We start from the raw sequence: 16,590 nt of genomic DNA on the forward strand, positions 1-16,590 counted from the left end.
CCACGCTCTGCGTGGGAATGCCGCCATGGACGCTCTGCGTCCGCTCTTGTAACGCAGAGCGTCACGGGAATGCATTCCCACGCGCGAGCGTGGGAACGATCTCTCAGCCAATACGGAATGGGGCTGTTGCAAAGTATGTCTAGACTCACACTGTCCCCAAAGAGTGAAAAACCATGACAACAATGACTAGCTACTACACGGGCGAAGAACGCAACAAAAGGATCTTTGCGATCATCGGTGCCTCTTCCGGTAACCTGGTCGAATGGTTCGACTTCTATGTCTACGCTTTTTGCGCGATCTATTTCGCTCCGGCATTTTTCCCGTCTGACGACCCCACGGTGCAGTTGCTCAATACCGCTGGCGTGTTTGCCGCCGGGTTCCTGATGCGTCCTATCGGCGGCTGGCTGTTCGGTCGAGTGGCTGACAAGCACGGGCGCAAGAATTCCCTGATGATCTCGGTGCTGATGATGTGTGCCGGTTCATTGGTCATCGCTTTTCTGCCGACTTACCACTCGATCGGCGCCTGGGCGCCAGCGTTGCTGCTGGTGGCTCGATTGTTTCAGGGGTTGTCGGTGGGCGGTGAATACGGCACCACCGCGACCTATATGAGTGAAGTCGCGCTCAAGGGACAGCGCGGCTTCTTCGCGTCATTTCAGTATGTGACCTTGATCGGCGGACAACTGTTGGCGGTCTCGGTGCTGGTGATCCTGCAGCAGATCCTCAACGAAGACGAACTGCGCGCCTACGGCTGGCGGATTCCGTTCGTGATCGGTGCGATTGCGGCGCTGATTTCTCTATTCCTGCGTCGCTCGTTGAAAGAGACCACCAGCAAGGAAATACGCGAAGACAAGGACGCTGGCAGCATCGCCGCGTTGTTCCGCAATCACACAGCGGCTTTTATTACAGTGCTCGGTTACACCGCCGGTGGCTCGCTGATTTTCTACACCTTCACGACCTATATGCAGAAGTACCTGGTCAACACCGCCGGTATGCAAGTCAAGACGGCCAGTTACATCATGACCGGCGCGCTCTTCCTTTATATGTGCATGCAGCCGTTTTTCGGCATGCTCGCCGATAAAATCGGCCGGCGTAACTCGATGCTCTGGTTCGGCGCGCTGGGCACGCTGTTCACCGTGCCGATTCTGTTGACCCTGAAGACTGTCACCAACCCGTTCCTGGCCTTTGTGCTGATCACCCTGGCGTTGTCGATTGTGAGTTTCTACACCTCCATCAGCGGATTGGTTAAAGCCGAAATGTTCCCGACCCAGGTTCGGGCGTTGGGAGTAGGGCTGGCGTATGCAGTGGCAAACGCGATTTTCGGTGGCTCGGCGGAATACGTTGCCCTGGGGTTGAAAACCCTGGGCATGGAAAACACCTTCTACTGGTATGTCACGTTGATGATGGCGGTGGCCTTCCTGTTCAGTTTGCGCCTGCCGAAACAGGCGGCTTATTTGCATCACGATCTTTGATCTGTCCGCGTGTGCCCGTTTCGGGTGCGCGCCTCGAAGGGATTGTCTATGAGTGAACGACCGAGCAATCAATTGTTCGATGCCTATTTCACTGCCCGCGATATGCGTGAAGTGTTCTGCGATCAAGGCCGGGTTCAGGCCATGCTCGATTTCGAAGCAGCATTGGCCCGGGCCGAGGCGCGGGTTGGACTGATTCCTCAGTCCGCTGTCGCGCCGATTGAAGCGGCGTGCCGCGCTGAACATTACGACTTCTTCGCACTGGGAGAGGCGATTGCCACCGCGGGGAATTCGGCGATCCCGCTGGTCAAGGCATTGGGGAAACAGATCGCCGCCCATGACGCCGATGCTGAGCGTTATGTGCATTTGGGTGCCACCAGTCAGGACGTGATGGACACCGGTTTAGTGTTGCAGCTGCGCAGCGGCTTGCAGCTGATTGACCGCGAATTGGCGCTACTCGGCGAAATCCTGGTGGCCCAGGCCGAACGTTATGTGGCCACACCGCTGGCTGGGCGCACTTGGCTGCAACACGCGACGCCGGTGACCCTGGGCATGAAAATCGCCGGTTGGCTGGGGGCCGTGACCCGTAGCCGGCAACGATTGCAGGAACTCAAGCCGCGCCTGCTGGTGCTGCAATTCGGCGGTGCTTCCGGGACCCTCGCGGCCCTGGGTGAGCAGGCCATGCCGATTGCCGAGGCGCTTGCGCAAGAGCTGCAGCTGACGCTACCGGAACAACCTTGGCACACCCAGCGCGATCGTCTGGTGGAGTTCGGGGCGGTGCTGGGGCTGATCGCTGGCAGTTTGGGCAAGCTCGGTCGCGATATCAGTCTGTTGATGCAGACCGAGGCTGGCGAAGTGTTCGAACCGGCGGCGCCGGGCAAGGGCGGTTCATCGACCATGCCGCACAAACGCAATCCGGTGGGGGCTGCGGTGCTGATCGGTGCCGCGACTCGCGTGCCGGGTTTACTGGCGACGCTGTTCAGCGCAATGCCCCAGGAACATGAGCGCAGCCTGGGGCTGTGGCATGCCGAATGGGAAACCCTGCCGGAAATTTGCTGCCTGGTATCCGGTGCCTTGCAGCAAGCCTTGCTGGTGGCCGAAGGGTTGGAGGTCGATGCCAGGCGAATGGCGAAAAACCTCGACCTGACTCAGGGCCTGGTGCTGGCCGAAGCGGTGAGTATCGTCCTCGCCCAGCGTGTGGGCCGCGATAAGGCTCACCATCTGCTTGAACAATGCTGCAAGCGGGCGGTAGCCGAGCAGCGTCATTTGCGCGCGGTGCTCGGCGATGAGCCGCAAGTAACCGCTGAGCTCTCGGCCGATGAACTTGATCGTCTGCTGGACCCTGCCCATTACCTCGGTCAGGCCCGTACCTGGGTCGAGCGAGCGGTGGCTGAACATTTTGCTTTGAGTGCCTGAAGGAGACTGCTGTGGGATTCGTACAACTCGCCGATGGCGAACTGAACTACCAACTCGATGGCCCGGAAGATGCGCCGGTGCTGGTGCTGTCCAACTCGCTGGGCACCGATCTGCACATGTGGGACATCCAGATCCCGGCCTTTGCCGAGCATTTCCGGGTGCTGCGTTTCGACACCCGCGGCCACGGTCGTTCGCTGGTCACGCCAGGGCCTTACAGCATCGAACTATTGGGCCATGATGTGTTGGCGCTGCTGGATGCGTTGCATATCGAGCGTGCGCATTTCTGTGGTTTGTCCATGGGCGGGCTGATTGGCCAGTGGCTGGGGATCAATGCCGGTGAGCGTCTGCGCAAACTGGTGGTGTGCAACACCGCAGCGAAAATCGGTGATCCTTCGGTGTGGAACCCACGGATCGAAACCGTGCTGCGCGACGGCCCGGCGGCGATGGTTGCTTTGCGCGATGCCTCGATTGCCCGCTGGTTCACTCCCGACTTCGCTGAGGCTAATGCGCAGCAGGCCAAACAGATCACCGACATGCTCGCCGCCACTTCACCGCAAGGCTATGCAGCCAACTGCGCGGCGGTGCGGGATGCCGATTTCCGCGAGCAGTTGTCGTCGATCAAGGTACCGACGCTGGTGATTTGCGGCACTGAAGATGCGGTCACGCCGCCGTCGGGCGGGCACTTTATTCAAGAGCAGGTGCAGGCTGCCGAATACGCCGAGTTCTATGCCGCGCACCTGTCCAACGTCCAGGCTGGCGCTGCGTTCAGTGACCGGGTATTAGCCTTTCTATTGGCCGAAAAGCGTATCTGAGGAGCTGCTCGTGGACGAGAAACAACGTTATGACGAAGGCCTGCAAGTGCGTCGCGCGGTCCTCGGCGATGCCCATGTCGACCGCAGCCTGAATGCGCTGACAGAGTTCAACTCGGAGTTTCAGGAAATGATCACCCGCCATGCCTGGGGTGATATCTGGACCCGCCCGGGCCTGCCTCGGCATACCCGCAGTCTGATCACCATCGCGATGCTGATCGGTATGAATCGCAATGAAGAACTCAAGCTGCATCTACGCGCCGCCGCGAGCAACGGCGTGACCCGCGCCGAGATCAAGGAAGTGCTGATGCAGAGCGCGATCTATTGCGGCATTCCAGCCGCCAACGCGACTTTTCATCTGGCTGAATCGGTGTGGGATGAGTTGGGGGTTGAATCGCGGGAATAGCCCGGGATTTGATTGAGCGGTAAATCGCTATCGCGGGCGAGCCTCGCTCCTACATGATCGGCATCGACACACGCCTGTGTGAACGAACGAATCCCTGTAGGAGCGAGGCTTGCCTGCGATGGCGTTTTTGGGTCTTACAGCAGACTGATCGGGTAGCTGACGATCACTCGGTTCTCGTCGAACTCGTTGTTACTGAAGTCGCGACGGATGGTCGAGTTGCGCCATTTGAGGTTAAGGCTTTTCAGGGCTCCACTTTGCACGGTATAGCCCAGTTCGGTCTCGCGACCCCATTCCTTGCCATCGGTGATGGTCCCGGTATGCACATTGTCGCCGCTGATGTAGCGGTTCATCAGGGTCAGGCCAGGCACGCCGAGGGCGGCGAAGTTGTAGTCGTGGCGCAGTTGCCAGGACTTTTCCTTGGCGTTGTCATAGCTTGAGTTGTAGCTGTCGTTGGCCAGGGTGCCGCCGCTGGTGCCGTTGACCCGCATCCAGGCGTTGTCGCCGGTGACTTTCTGCAGACCGACATAGAAGGTGTTACCGCCGTACTTGGCCGAGAACAAACCGGACCAGGTCTTGTTGTCCAGATCGCCGGCCCGGGCGCTGCCGTCCTCCTTGCCGTAGAAGAAGCCCAGGTTGGCACCCAGGGTCCAGTCGCCCAAGGGCTGAGTGTGCACCAGGTTGAGGTATTGCTGGCTGTAAATGTCCTTGAGTTCGGCGTTCCACAGACCGATCTGGGTGCGTTTTTCATTGAAGGCGTATTCGGCGCCCTCAAAGTTGAAGCGGTCGGAAGTGAACGCGGCTTTGCCGGTCATCGACATGTTGCTCATGCTGCTGTCGTCACGCGGACTGTTGGCGCGGAACTGGCCGCCGTAGAGGGTCAGGCCGTCGATTTCCTTCGAGGTGATCTGGCCACCACGGAACGTCTGGGGCAACGAACGACCATCGTCCGAACGCAGGATCGGCAAGACCGGCATCCATTCGCCGACTTTCAGTTCGGTCTGGGAAAGCTTCGCCTTGAAGGCCACGCCCAGGCGGCCAAAGTCATCGGCCGGGCGGCCATCGTGATCGAGCGGCAGCAACTGCGTACCGCCGGTGCCGCGGCCACCGTCGAGTTTCAGCGAGTACAGGCCGAGCACGTCCATGCCGAAACCGACGGTGCCCCGGGTGAACCCGGACTTGGCATCGAGGATGAAGCTCTGAGTCCACTCTTGGGCCATGCCCTGAGTCTTGGTCGGGTTGGTGAAGTTGCGATTGATGTAGAAATTGCGCAGGTTCAGGTTGACCTTGGCGTCTTCGAGAAAGCCGGATTCCTCGGCCATGACCGGCAATGCCGCGCTCGCCAGCGCTATGGCCAGCAGAGCGTGAGGAGTGGCTGGGAGGGAGGTGAATGGCTTCATGTGATCGGGCTCTCTAATTGTTAGGGGTGAAGCAGGGCGCTGCCGTAACGTCGGGTTGCAGACAAAAGTGTCGAACTGAAGGAACGGGTGGGCTGGATCAGCCGGAGCGGGCAGGGCGCAGGGTCATGGTGTCAAACCTGTTGTTATTGGTTTTTGTAGGTGCGGGGGAATGGTGCGTTGGATGGTTAGAGCGATTCAATTGGCTGTGGCGGGTTTTGGGCGATAATCGAACGGAAGAAAAATGGGCGCCAAGGCATAAAAATCCGGAATCCTCATGGGTGTCCGGATTTTTTGTTGTTCCCCCGGAACGGGTTCAGAAGTACCGACTTTCTCGACGGGGAAGGGGCGGCGTAATCAGTGTTTTTGCTTGTCTGTCCGCGCGGACAAATCGTGCAAATGGCGCTTTGATAACGCGAGGAAACGGGGGGTAGGGCCGATGTCTTCGTAGAGCGGATCACCTTCTTCGTCGGTGGCGACTACATGCGAGCCTTTGACGTAGGGAAAGCTCGCTTCGAGTTCTTCCAGCGCGGCGCCGATCAGTTCACCGAGCAGTTCTTCGGGTTGCCGTTTGGGGTACATCTCGGTAATCGCCGCCAGGCGTGCGGCGGCTTCTACGTCCAGACGGATCGTGTAGCCGGTCTTGGTCAAGCGACCTTTGGCATTTTCTTCCCAATGTTGGGCGAGCTCACGGATTTTCATAGCGACCTCTATGATCACCTGCTCGTGGCAGGCAGTGATGAGTGACCGGCGAGGGCCGGTGATCAGCCGTTGTACGGCATACATTCAGACTAGCTCTATCGCACAATGTTTGAAGTCGATTCGTCGCAGGCTTGTAAGAACGTGGCGCGAGCGGCACTCTTGAGCCTTCCGAGCCGCCCCGAGTCTGCTGGAGAACACGTAGATGACCGATATTGATGCGCGCTTGCGCGAAGATGTTCACCTGTTGGGTGAGCTGTTGGGCAACACTATCCGTGAACAGTACGGGGAGGGGTTTCTCGACAAGATCGAGCAAATTCGCAAGGGGGCCAAAGCGGATCGCCGTGGCTCGGCGGACGCCGAACTGAGCGCCAGCCTGAACCAGTTGAGCGAGGACGAGTTGCTGCCGGTGGCGCGCGCGTTCAATCAGTTTCTGAACCTGGCCAACATTGCTGAGCAGTATCAGTTGATCCATCGGCGCGACGAGTCGCAACCGGCACCGTTCGAGTCGAGGGTGTTGCCAGAGTTGCTCGCACGTTTGCGCGCAGAAGGGCATGGCGCCGAGTCGCTGGCCCGACAGTTGGGGCGACTGGAAATCGAACTGGTGTTGACCGCGCATCCGACCGAAGTCGCGCGGCGCACCCTGATCCAGAAGTACGATGCCATCGCAGCCCAACTGGCGGCGCAGGATCACCGCGATCTGACCACCGCCGAGCGCGAGCAGATTCATCAGCGCTTGCAGCGGTTGATCGCTGAAGCCTGGCACACCGAAGAAATCCGCCGCACCCGACCGACCCCGGTAGATGAGGCCAAGTGGGGTTTTGCGGTGATCGAGCATTCGCTGTGGCAGGCGATCCCCAACTACATGCGCAAGGCTGACCAGGCGTTGCATGCTGCCACGGGCTTGCGTTTGCCGCTGGAAGCAGCGCCGATTCGCTTCGCGTCGTGGATGGGCGGCGACCGTGACGGCAACCCGAATGTCACGGCGCCGGTCACCCGCGAGGTGCTGCTGTTGTCGCGCTGGATGGCCGCCGACCTGTACCTGCGCGATATCGATCACCTGGCCGCCGAGCTGTCGATGCAGCAGGCCAGCGACGAATTACGCGCCAGGGCCGGGGAGAGTGCAGAACCTTATCGCGCTGTGCTCAAACAGTTGCGTGAGCGCCTGCGGGCGACCCGCAATTGGGCGCACGCGTCCCTGAACGGTGCGTCGGTGGCGGGCACCGACGTCTTGCAAAACAACCGTGAGCTGCTCGACCCGCTGGAACTCTGCTATCAGTCGCTGCATGAGTGCGGCATGGGCGTGATCGCCGATGGTCCGTTGCTCGATTGCTTGCGCCGGGCCGTGACCTTCGGGTTGTTCCTGGTGCGTCTGGACGTGCGCCAGGACTCCTCGCGGCATTCGGCGGCCATGACCGAAATCACCGACTACCTCGGGCTGGGGCGTTATGGCGACTGGGGCGAGGAGGAGCGCGTCGCCTTCTTGATGCGTGAACTGAGCAATCGGCGGCCATTGCTGCCGGCGCATTTCAAACCCTCGGGCGAGACGGCTGAAGTGCTGGCGACCTGCCGGGAAATCGCTGCCGCGCCTGCGGCCTCCCTTGGCTCCTATGTGATCTCCATGGCAGGCGCCGCGTCCGACGTGCTCGCGGTACAACTGCTGCTCAAAGAGGCCGGAGTGTTGCGGCCGATGCGTGTGGTGCCGTTGTTCGAAACCCTCGCTGACCTGGACAACGCCGGCCCGGTGATCGAGAAGCTGTTGCTCCTGCCGGGCTACCGCTCGCGGTTGCAGGGACCGCAGGAGGTGATGATCGGTTACTCCGATTCGGCCAAGGATGCCGGCACTACGGCGGCGGCCTGGGCGCAATATCGCGCGCAGGAGCGGCTGGTGGACATCTGCCGCGAGCAGCAAGTCGAGCTGTTGCTGTTTCATGGTCGTGGCGGCACCGTGGGGCGCGGCGGTGGCCCGGCCCATGCGGCGATTCTGTCGCAACCGCCGGGGTCGGTGGCCGGGCGTTTCCGCACCACCGAGCAAGGTGAAATGATTCGTTTCAAATTCGGTTTGCCAGACATCGCCGAGCAGAACCTCAATCTATACCTGGCTGCGGTACTGGAAGCCACCTTATTACCACCTCCGCCACCAGAACCGGCCTGGCGGGTGTTGATGGACGAATTGGCGGCAGATGGGGTCAGTGCCTATCGCGCAGTGGTGCGGGACAATCCCCAGTTCGTCGAGTATTTCCGCCAGTCGACACCTGAACAGGAGTTGGGCCGTTTGCCATTGGGCAGTCGTCCGGCTAAACGTCGCGCGGGGGGGATCGAAAGTTTGCGGGCGATCCCGTGGATCTTCGGCTGGACCCAGACGCGCTTGATGCTTCCTGCCTGGCTGGGTTGGGAAGCGGCCTTGAGCAAAGCCCTGGAGCGTGGTGAAGGCGATCTGCTGGCGCAGATGCGTGAGCAGTGGCCATTCTTCCGCACGCGCATCGATATGCTGGAGATGGTCCTGGCCAAGGCCGACGCGGATATCGCCCGTTCTTATGACGAGCGATTGGTTGAGCCGCAATTGCTGCCTTTGGGTGCGCATTTACGCGACCTATTGTCGCAGGCCTGTGGCGTGGTGTTGGGTTTGACCGGCCAGTCGCAGCTACTTGCACATAGCCCTGAGACCCTTGAGTTCATCCGTCTGCGCAACACTTACCTGGACCCACTGCATCTATTACAGGCTGAATTGCTGGCGCGTTCCCGGCAACAGGACGCGGTGCAGGGCAGCCCGGTGGAGCAGGCGTTGCTGGTGTCTGTGGCGGGGATTGCCGCTGGTTTGCGCAATACCGGCTAAGGTTTTTTCGGCTGTGTCAGTGACTTGGCGCGTCACCCTGGCGCTCGCTTCGAGAGGAGTGAGCGCTGCTGCCAGGCGACAGTTTGTTATTGGGTTGCGACTTGGTACACCTCCTCGAAAGGGCAACATGAGCGTGGGTTGTTGCTACTTTCGGCGGCTTGTGTGGTCCGTGCCTGCTGTGTATCTTGATCAGCCTTTGGCCGTTTGGGCGGTCACGACCCTATTTTTGGGATTGGCCCCACGAGGCGAATCCGACGTTATCTAAATAAAAAATTGAGGAGCACATCGATGCGCGTAATTCTGCTGGGAGCTCCCGGGGCCGGTAAGGGTACTCAGGCTAAGTTCATCACCGAAAAATTCGGCATCCCGCAAATCTCCACCGGCGACATGCTGCGTGCTGCCGTCAAGGCCGGCACCGAGCTGGGCCTGATCGCCAAGAGCGTGATGGACAGCGGCGGCCTGGTGTCCGATGACCTGATCATCAATCTGGTCAAAGAGCGCATCAGTCAGGCTGACTGTGCCAACGGTTTCCTGTTCGACGGCTTCCCGCGCACCATTCCGCAGGCCGAAGCACTGGTCAAGGCCGGTGTCGAGCTGGATCACGTGGTTGAAATCGCCGTCGATGACGAAGAAATCGTTCAGCGTATCGCCGGTCGTCGTGTACACGAGGCCAGCGGCCGCGTTTACCACACCGTCTACAACCCGCCGAAAGTGGCTGGCATAGACGACGTCACTGGCGAAGAGCTGGTGCAGCGCAAAGACGACACTGAAGAAACCGTGCGTCATCGTCTGTCGGTCTACCATGCCCAGACCAAGCCGCTGGTGGACTTCTACCAGAAGCTCGCCGACGCTCAAGGCAAGCCGAAGTACAGCCACATCGCTGGCGTTGGCTCCGTTGAAGCGATCACTGGCAAGGTGCTTGAAGCGCTGAGCCGATAAGTCTGATTTTGCTTTACGTTCAACGGCCCGCTTGCGGGCCGTTGTTGTTTATACTGGCGCACTTTTTTTCACTCTGACGGAAACATCGATGAGCACCTTGCTGGCCCTGGACACCGCGACTGAAGCTTGCTCCGTTGCCTTGCTGCATGACGGCAAGGTCACGAGCCATTACGAGGTGATCCCGCGTCTGCATGCGCAGAAGCTTTTGCCGATGATCAGGGATCTGCTGGCCGAGGCGGGGACTACTTTGCAGGCGGTCGACGCAATTGCTTTTGGCCGTGGGCCGGGTGCGTTTACCGGTGTGCGGATCGCCATCGGCGTGGTTCAGGGCCTGGCCTTTGCTCTGGAGCGTCCGGTGTTGCCGGTCTCGAATCTGGCGGTGTTGGCTCAACGTGCATTTCGCGAGCATGGCGCAAGCCAGGTCGCTGCGGCCATCGATGCACGAATGGATGAGGTGTATTGGGGCTGCTACCGCGAAACGGCCGGCGAAATGCGCCTGGTCGGCGCTGAAGCGGTACTGCCACCCGAGGTGGCAGCCTTGCCGGCCGATGCCAATGGCGAGTGGTTTGGCGCGGGTACCGGTTGGGGTTATGCCGAGCGGATTGCGGTTAGCCTGACGGGGCAGGACGCGAGCATGCTGCCTCATGCCGAAGATTTGTTGACCCTGGCTCGTTTTGCCTGGGAGCGTGGTGAAGCGATTCCTGCTGACCAGGCGCAGCCGGTGTATCTGCGCGATAAAGTGGCGACGCCGAAAGCGCGGTAACAGCCAATAGGGTGGGCAAACTGTGCGATTTGTAGCAGCTGCCGCCAGGCTGCGTCCGGCCGCGCAGCGGTCGTAAATCCTGCTTCCACGGTTAACCTGAAAAACCGCGGTGCCTGATTTTACGAGCGCTGCGCGGCCGGACGCAGGCTTCGCCAGCTGCTACAGGGGATGTGTGAGCCTGCCAATCGTCAGGTTTGCCCAGCAATTTGCTCCCGCGTTTAAACCTTTTGCATTTTCTGTGCTCTAGTTATCACCAAGGCATTTGCTTAGTCGGCTAGGTGCCGCTAAATTGCCATCACTGATACCGAGCATGCATTTATGCGTATAGACGGCATTTCATCTCAGTCCTACCCCATCAAGCGCAAGCCTCGCAAAGGCAATGTGGTGGTGGACGACTCCCTTGAGGATGGCGAGATTGAACTTCAGTCCGATACGCCGCTCAGCGCACGCCCCCAAGCGTCGGCTGGTCGTACCAGCAATCTTCCCGCCCGCCAGCAAGACATGATTTTCCATCGCGCCATGAGCAAAAGCGTTGCCACAGCCTTGGCCAGCTACCTGACCACTGCCGGCTTTGTCGAGTGGGACATGGAAGTGCTGGGGCTCGATCTGCACATTTGATGCTGCTCCCTTATTACCTCGGTTGTCCTTCCTGGAGCGAAAACGCCTGGCGTGAGTACCTGTACCCGCAAAGCGCACGGCCGACGGAGTTTCTCGGTTTGTATTCCCAAGTGTTCAACGCCGTGGAAGGCAACACCACCTTCTATGCGCGTCCCGCTGTCACGACGGTGCAGCGCTGGACCGAGACCATGCCCGAGCACTTTCGCTTCACCGCCAAATTCCCGGGAGATATCAGCCACGGCGGCGACCTGCGCGAGCAATTGACCGCCGCCGAAAGTTTCCTGCAATTGCTCAGCCCACTCGGTGCGCGCGTCTCACCGCTCTGGCTGCAATTGCCGGCAAGCTTTACACCGCAGCGTCTGGCGGAATTGGCCGGTTTTATCGATGGCCTGGAACGACCGCTGGCGGTTGAAGTGCGGCATCGGGAGTTTTTCGCCAAAGGCGATGCCGAACGGATGCTCAACCGGCTTTTGCTCGACCGTGGCGTCGAGCGCATATGCCTCGATCCGCGAGCCTTGTTCAGTTGCACCTCGAGCGATCCGTCGGTGCTGCATGCGCAATCGAAAAAGCCCCAGGTGCCGCCACGTCCGGCAGCCTTCACCCAGTTCCCGCAGGTACGCTTTATCGGTCATCCCGAGCTTGAGGCTAACGATCCGTTCCTGCTGCCATGGGTGGAGAAAATCGCGGTCTGGATCGAAGAGGGGCGCACGCCCTACATCTTTCTGCACACTGCCGATAATCGCCTGGCCGCCGAACTGGCGCGGCGTTTTCACACAAAGCTAATGGCACGTTTGCCTGGCTTGCCGGCGTTGCCTGAGCTATACAGAGAGCCCGCCGCGGAGCAACTCGGCTTGCTCTGAGGTGGACCAATCCCCTCTTCAGGAGCGAGCAAATGGATGCGCAAACCCTTCGTGCCCAGACTTTCAAGGCACTTCATGAACGTGACAGCGCTTTCGTGATTCCCAATCCATGGGACGCCGGTTCGGCAAAAATGCTCGCCAGTCTTGGCTATACGGCCTTGGCGACCACCAGTGCCGGTTTTGCATTTTCTCGAGGCCGTCCGGACGGTGCGTTGTCCCTGGACGACACCCTTGAAAACGTCCAGGCGATTGTTGGCGCAACGGATCTCCCGGTCGCGGTCGACCTGGAAAATGGCTTCTCCGACAGCCCTAAGGGTTGCGCCGAGACGATCCTGCGCGCGGCGGCTGCCGGTGTGGTCGGTGGCTCGATTGAAGATGCCACGGGCCATGAGGACGATCCCATCTATTCCTTTGTACATGCTGTCGAGCGGATCGAAGCGTCGGTTGCGGCGGCGCGCAGTCTGCCGTTCCCGTTCATGCTGACGGCCCGCGCGGAGAACCTCTTGCACGGCAAGCTTGACCTGCCGGACACCATTCGCCGCTTGCAGGCATTCGCCGAAGCAGGAGCCGATGTGCTTTATGCCCCGGGGCTGCGCACGCAAGAAGAGATCCTTGCAGTGGTCCGGGCCGTGGCGCCCAAACCGGTCAATGTGTTGATGTCCGGTGGTGTCCATCTCACGGTGGCGCAGCTGAGCGACATGGGGGTCAAACGTATCAGTGTCGGTTCTGCGCTGGCGCGTGCGGCCTATGGCGCGTTTTATACCGCCGCTCAGGAAGTTCACGGACGCGGCACCTTTGACTTTGCCGACCATGCCATGCCGTTCGGGCAGATCAATCAGCTGTTCAAAGGCTGATTAGCCAGCAGTTGTCGTGCGGTTTCTGACAGTGTCCGGGGCTTGAGTTTCAGGCGGCCAGGCGCAGGTTTTGCAGGATCAGCGGGCGTGCCCAGCCGTTATCGAAGTCGAATTGTTTCTGTTGTTCGGCAAGTTCTGCTGGCAGATACGGGATCGCCGGTTTGTCCAGCAGGTCGAGCTCGAACTCGGCAATCGGCAGGTGCAGCGGGCGGGGTTGCGGCGCCGGGCCGGGTTCGGGCAGTGGTTGGCCGGCGTTCAGCACGATTGGGCGAACCCAACCGCTCTCGAAGTCCTGTTGCTTTTGTTGCGCGGCGATTTCTTCCGGTGGGAACGGGATGGCCGGCTTGTCCGCCAGGTCCATTTCGAACTCGGCAATCGGCAGGAACAACGGCTCTGGCGGGCGGATCCGGGTGTCCTGAACATCGCAATGACGTTGCGTAACGATCTGCGTGAGCAGATCAGTGCCACCGCTTGGCTCGATCGGGCCATCAACCGCAACCAACGTTTTTTCGCCAGCAACACTCGCCGCATCGCCCACCTGGTCGGCTAATGCCCGGGCAAAGAAATCCTGCCACAGGTGACTGACGCCGCTCAGTGCTTGGGAGTTGCGCAGGCTGTAGTCGCCGTAGGGCGAGATAAAGCCTGTGATTGTGCTTTGAATGTCTGACATTTCTCTCGGTCGACGCTCAGCTCTGGCAAAATGCCTGATAGTTCTTTTATCGGCAGTTTTTGCCGATCATTAATTTTTTGAGCGTGTTTCCCCATGATTGAGCAACCAGCGGCCTGCCGCATCAAAGTCCAGGCGCTAGCCGGAGCGTCTGCTGCGCAAGCGGAGCAATGGGCCGAGCGACTCGGTTTGCCATTGCTGATGGACGATGCCGAGTTCGCATTACAGGTCACCGAGCAGGGCTTGCAGCTGCAACAGCTCGGCCCGGATGCACCGGGACCGGTACGGGTGGACTTCGTTGAGGGTGGTGCTGCCCATCGGCGGCTGTATGGCGGCGGCAGTGGCCAGATGATCGCCAAGGCAGTCGGTGTAGCCCAAGGCGTGCGCCCGCGGGTGCTGGATGCCACGGCAGGGCTTGGCAAGGATGCATTTGTGCTGGCCAGTCTGGGGTGCGAAATGAGTCTGATCGAGCGCCAGCCATTGATCGGCGCGTTACTGGAGGATGGTCTGGCCCGTGGGCTTCAGGACTTTGAGGTGGCGCCTATTGTCTCGCGCATGCACTTGCTCAAAGGCAACTCGATCGAGGTCATGCGCAACTGGGAAGGGGAGCCGCCGCAGGTGATCTATCTGGACCCGATGTTCCCGCATCGTGAGAAAACTGCACTGGTGAAGAAGGAAATGCGTTTGTTCCGACCGCTGGTCGGCGATGATCCTGATGCGCCGGCCTTGCTTGAAGCCGCATTGGCGCTGGCCAGCCACCGAGTCGTCGTCAAGCGCCCGCGCAAGGCGCCTTGCATTGAAGGGCCGAAGCCCAGCCATGCGCTGGACGGTAAATCCAGCCGCTACGATATCTATCCGAAGAAAGCGCTCAAGGCGTAGGCGCCTGCTGATCGTTCCCACGCTCCTGCGTGGGAACGCCTCACTGGACGCTCTGCGTCCGCTCTAGAATGTGACGCGGAGCGTCACGGGCGGCATTCCCACGCAGAGCGTGGGAACGATCATCAGCAGGCGACAAAGAACTCTTGCTCAAACCCGATAAGCCCGCATAAACAACTCCACCACTTCCCGCACATGCGCCTCGGCGGCTTCATCGCTCAGGGGCGCGCCGCAGCCGTAGAGCAGGCGAAAATTCGCTGCGCCCTTGAGCAGACAGAAAAAATGCTCGGCGGCGTTGAGTGGTTTATCGATGCTCAAGGCGCCGACCTGATCGATCTTCGTCAATAGCCGTTCCATGCCCTGCAGCATGCGCTGCGGTCCGGCCTCGAAAAAAATCTGCGAGAGCTTCGGGTCCTGGCTGCCCAGGGCCATGATCAAACGGTGCAGGTTCACCGATTCGTCGCTGTTGATCAGCAAGTGAAAGCGGCGCGCGATGTTCAGCAGCACATTTTCGATTGGCATGCCGTCCGGCAGCTCGAAGAACAGCGTCGGCAGTTGCTCCTCGCACTTGGCCACCACGGCTGCGGAGAACAGCGTTTCCTTGTCGTTGAAGTGGCTGTAGACCGTGAGTTTCGATACACCGGCCGCTGCCGCGACCGCATCCATGCTGGTGTTCGCATAGCCATTGCTCAGAAACAGATTTTTCGCCGCATCGAGGATGGCCTGGCGCTTTGCCAGGTCTTTAGGGCGGCCGGGACCGCTGGGTGCAGCAAGAGTGTTAGACATTCTTCGCTTTTAATACTGGACTGGTGAGTTTGCTATTAATAACATACTGGTCAGTATAATTATTCCGAGCACCATTAGCGAAAGGTCCTTCACCATGTTCCGCCATGCCTTGTCCCTCGCGTTGCCAGTCAGTCTGGCTTTTTTGTTGTCTGCGTGCGGTCATGAAGAGCCAGCGCAAATCACCGTGCGTCCGGCCATGGTGGTTCAGCCAGAGCCTTCGGCCCAGGCAATGGACAGTTATCCCGGTGAAGTCCGCGCGCGTTACGAGCCGGATCTGGCGTTCCGTATCGGCGGCAAAGTCAGCCGACGACTGGTCGAAGAGGGTGAGCGGGTCAAGGCCAACCAGCCATTGGCAGAGCTCGATCCCCAGGACGTGCGCCTGCAACTGGAAGCGACTCGTGCGCAACTCGCAGCAGCCGAGGCCAATCTGAACCTGGTGCACGCCGAACGTGATCGTTACAAGACCTTGATGGACCGGCAGATGGTCAGCCGCTCGCAGTACGACAATTCAGAAAACCTGTACCGCGCTGGCGTTGCACGGCTCAAGCAGGTCAGGGCCGAGTTTGATGTTTCCAACAATCAGGCCAGCTACGCCGTACTGCGTGCACCACAGGATGGCGTGGTCGCCAGGCGCGCGGTCGAGGTCGGGCAAGTGGTGTCGGCCGGGCAGACGGTCTTCACCCTGGCCGCCGATGGCGAGCGGGAAGTGCTGATCAGCCTGCCGGAACAGAACGTTGGCCGCTTCAAGGTCGGTCAGGACGTTTCGGTGGAGCTGTGGACGCAACCGGGTCAGCAATTCGCCGGGCGTATTCGCGAACTGTCACCGGCCGCCGATCCAAAGTCACGGACCTTTGCCGCCCGCATCACCTTCACCGCCGGTAAAGTTGCGGCCGAACTCGGCCAGAGTGCCCGGGTATTCATTCAGACCCCGGGTATCGTGCCGCTGTCGGTGCCGCTCTCGGCACTCACCGCAGAGAACGGCGCGACCTACGTCTGGGTCGTCGGCGCCAACAATACCCTCAAGCGTGCTCCGGTACGGGTCGGTGCATTCGGCGAAAAAACCGTGCCGGTCCTTGAAGGCCTGAACGCCAATGATTGGGTGGTGGCGGCGGGTGTGCACGTGCTTCACGAGGGCCAGCAAGTGCGTCCGGTGGATCGCTCCAATCGCGTGGTCAATCTGGCGGTCAAGGAGTAGTCCCCG

16 protein-coding genes are annotated in these 16,590 nt (G+C 60.2%); 12 read left to right on the forward strand and 4 right to left on the reverse strand.

What is annotated here, in order from left to right; genetic code table 11:
• The first annotated feature begins 173 nt into the window (after positions 1–173).
• Genes AC07UI_RS11895 through pcaC form a run of 4 tightly spaced genes read left to right on the forward strand, consistent with a single transcriptional unit; the run spans position 174 to position 4,097 of the window.
• Positions 174–1,469: an MFS family transporter gene (locus AC07UI_RS11895; protein ID WP_494992658.1), complete on the forward strand. Its 1,296-nt coding sequence runs from the start codon at positions 174–176 to the stop codon at positions 1,467–1,469.
• Positions 1,470–1,517: 48 nt separating this feature from the next.
• Positions 1,518–2,882, forward strand: coding sequence for a 3-carboxy-cis,cis-muconate cycloisomerase (locus tag AC07UI_RS11900; RefSeq protein WP_494992659.1), 1,365 nt, complete (start codon positions 1,518–1,520; stop codon positions 2,880–2,882).
• Between the two features lie 11 nt (positions 2,883–2,893).
• Positions 2,894–3,694: a 3-oxoadipate enol-lactonase gene (pcaD, locus tag AC07UI_RS11905; protein WP_494992660.1), complete on the forward strand. Its 801-nt coding sequence runs from the start codon at positions 2,894–2,896 to the stop codon at positions 3,692–3,694.
• A 10-nt stretch (positions 3,695–3,704) separates the two neighbouring features.
• Positions 3,705–4,097 carry a 4-carboxymuconolactone decarboxylase gene (gene pcaC / locus AC07UI_RS11910; RefSeq protein ID WP_150803589.1) on the forward strand — a complete coding sequence of 131 codons (393 nt, stop codon included), beginning with the start codon at positions 3,705–3,707 and terminating at the stop codon, positions 4,095–4,097.
• A gap of 134 nt (positions 4,098–4,231) precedes the next feature.
• Here the strand turns inward: pcaC and AC07UI_RS11915 are convergent, their stop codons facing one another.
• Both AC07UI_RS11915 and AC07UI_RS11920 read right to left on the reverse strand, forming a co-directional pair.
• A complete protein-coding gene (locus AC07UI_RS11915) occupies positions 4,232–5,494 on the reverse strand; it encodes an OprD family porin (protein ID WP_494992661.1) in 1,263 nt (420 codons plus the stop codon).
• Positions 5,495–5,848: 354 nt separating this feature from the next.
• Positions 5,849–6,193 (reverse strand): pilin assembly protein, encoded by a 345-nt coding sequence (locus AC07UI_RS11920; RefSeq protein ID WP_494992662.1) that lies wholly within the window; start codon positions 6,191–6,193, stop codon positions 5,849–5,851.
• 202 nt (positions 6,194–6,395) lie between these two features.
• On the opposite strand from AC07UI_RS11920, the gene ppc reads away from it, so the two are divergent.
• The 6 genes from ppc to AC07UI_RS11950 all read left to right on the forward strand — a co-directional run bounded on the left by ppc (position 6,396) and on the right by AC07UI_RS11950 (position 13,060).
• Positions 6,396–9,026 (forward strand): phosphoenolpyruvate carboxylase, encoded by a 2,631-nt coding sequence (gene ppc, locus AC07UI_RS11925; protein WP_494992663.1) that lies wholly within the window; start codon positions 6,396–6,398, stop codon positions 9,024–9,026.
• A 288-nt stretch (positions 9,027–9,314) separates the two neighbouring features.
• Positions 9,315–9,965 carry an adenylate kinase gene (adk, locus tag AC07UI_RS11930; RefSeq protein WP_494992664.1) on the forward strand — a complete coding sequence of 217 codons (651 nt, stop codon included), beginning with the start codon at positions 9,315–9,317 and terminating at the stop codon, positions 9,963–9,965.
• Between the two features lie 88 nt (positions 9,966–10,053).
• Positions 10,054–10,728 carry a tRNA (adenosine(37)-N6)-threonylcarbamoyltransferase complex dimerization subunit type 1 TsaB gene (gene tsaB / locus AC07UI_RS11935; protein ID WP_494992665.1) on the forward strand — a complete coding sequence of 225 codons (675 nt, stop codon included), beginning with the start codon at positions 10,054–10,056 and terminating at the stop codon, positions 10,726–10,728.
• 318 nt (positions 10,729–11,046) lie between these two features.
• Positions 11,047–11,346: a hypothetical protein gene (locus AC07UI_RS11940; RefSeq protein WP_494992666.1), complete on the forward strand. Its 300-nt coding sequence runs from the start codon at positions 11,047–11,049 to the stop codon at positions 11,344–11,346.
• On the forward strand, positions 11,346–12,206 hold the full coding sequence (locus tag AC07UI_RS11945; protein ID WP_494992667.1) for a DUF72 domain-containing protein: 861 nt from the start codon (positions 11,346–11,348) through the stop codon (positions 12,204–12,206). The genes AC07UI_RS11940 and AC07UI_RS11945 overlap by 1 nt, the downstream gene beginning before the upstream one ends.
• Positions 12,207–12,238: 32 nt before the next feature.
• Positions 12,239–13,060 (forward strand): isocitrate lyase/PEP mutase family protein, encoded by an 822-nt coding sequence (locus AC07UI_RS11950; protein WP_494992668.1) that lies wholly within the window; start codon positions 12,239–12,241, stop codon positions 13,058–13,060.
• A gap of 49 nt (positions 13,061–13,109) precedes the next feature.
• On the opposite strand, the gene AC07UI_RS11955 is transcribed toward AC07UI_RS11950, so the two are convergent.
• The gene (locus AC07UI_RS11955) at positions 13,110–13,730 is read right to left on the reverse strand and encodes an energy transducer TonB (RefSeq protein WP_494992669.1); all 621 of its coding nucleotides are present in this window, start codon (positions 13,728–13,730) and stop codon (positions 13,110–13,112) included.
• A gap of 93 nt (positions 13,731–13,823) precedes the next feature.
• On the opposite strand from AC07UI_RS11955, the gene AC07UI_RS11960 reads away from it, so the two are divergent.
• Positions 13,824–14,606: a class I SAM-dependent methyltransferase gene (locus tag AC07UI_RS11960; RefSeq protein ID WP_494992670.1), complete on the forward strand. Its 783-nt coding sequence runs from the start codon at positions 13,824–13,826 to the stop codon at positions 14,604–14,606.
• Positions 14,607–14,753: 147 nt separating this feature from the next.
• On the opposite strand, the gene AC07UI_RS11965 is transcribed toward AC07UI_RS11960, so the two are convergent.
• Complete coding sequence (locus AC07UI_RS11965; protein ID WP_494992671.1) at positions 14,754–15,389, reverse strand: TetR/AcrR family transcriptional regulator; 636 nt, start codon at positions 15,387–15,389, stop codon at positions 14,754–14,756.
• 94 nt (positions 15,390–15,483) lie between these two features.
• On the opposite strand from AC07UI_RS11965, the gene AC07UI_RS11970 reads away from it, so the two are divergent.
• Positions 15,484–16,584 carry an efflux RND transporter periplasmic adaptor subunit gene (locus AC07UI_RS11970; protein WP_494992672.1) on the forward strand — a complete coding sequence of 367 codons (1,101 nt, stop codon included), beginning with the start codon at positions 15,484–15,486 and terminating at the stop codon, positions 16,582–16,584.
• Positions 16,585–16,590: the final 6 nt, after the last annotated feature.

Source organism: Pseudomonas sp. GW821-FHT04C07, assembly GCF_059420325.1.

Coding starts and splice junctions, on each gene's coding strand:
- AC07UI_RS11895 (WP_494992658.1), top strand. CDS start 174: ATGACAACAATGACTAGCTACTACACGGGCGAAGAACGCAACAAAAGG.
- AC07UI_RS11900 (WP_494992659.1), top strand. CDS start 1,518: ATGAGTGAACGACCGAGCAATCAATTGTTCGATGCCTATTTCACTGCC.
- AC07UI_RS11915 (WP_494992661.1), bottom strand. CDS start 5,494: ATGAAGCCATTCACCTCCCTCCCAGCCACTCCTCACGCTCTGCTGGCC.
- AC07UI_RS11920 (WP_494992662.1), bottom strand. CDS start 6,193: ATGAAAATCCGTGAGCTCGCCCAACATTGGGAAGAAAATGCCAAAGGT.
- ppc (WP_494992663.1), top strand. CDS start 6,396: ATGACCGATATTGATGCGCGCTTGCGCGAAGATGTTCACCTGTTGGGT.
- adk (WP_494992664.1), top strand. CDS start 9,315: ATGCGCGTAATTCTGCTGGGAGCTCCCGGGGCCGGTAAGGGTACTCAG.
- tsaB (WP_494992665.1), top strand. CDS start 10,054: ATGAGCACCTTGCTGGCCCTGGACACCGCGACTGAAGCTTGCTCCGTT.
- AC07UI_RS11940 (WP_494992666.1), top strand. CDS start 11,047: ATGCGTATAGACGGCATTTCATCTCAGTCCTACCCCATCAAGCGCAAG.
- AC07UI_RS11945 (WP_494992667.1), top strand. CDS start 11,346: ATGCTGCTCCCTTATTACCTCGGTTGTCCTTCCTGGAGCGAAAACGCC.
- AC07UI_RS11950 (WP_494992668.1), top strand. CDS start 12,239: ATGGATGCGCAAACCCTTCGTGCCCAGACTTTCAAGGCACTTCATGAA.
- AC07UI_RS11955 (WP_494992669.1), bottom strand. CDS start 13,730: ATGTCAGACATTCAAAGCACAATCACAGGCTTTATCTCGCCCTACGGC.
- AC07UI_RS11960 (WP_494992670.1), top strand. CDS start 13,824: ATGATTGAGCAACCAGCGGCCTGCCGCATCAAAGTCCAGGCGCTAGCC.
- AC07UI_RS11965 (WP_494992671.1), bottom strand. CDS start 15,389: ATGTCTAACACTCTTGCTGCACCCAGCGGTCCCGGCCGCCCTAAAGAC.
- AC07UI_RS11970 (WP_494992672.1), top strand. CDS start 15,484: ATGTTCCGCCATGCCTTGTCCCTCGCGTTGCCAGTCAGTCTGGCTTTT.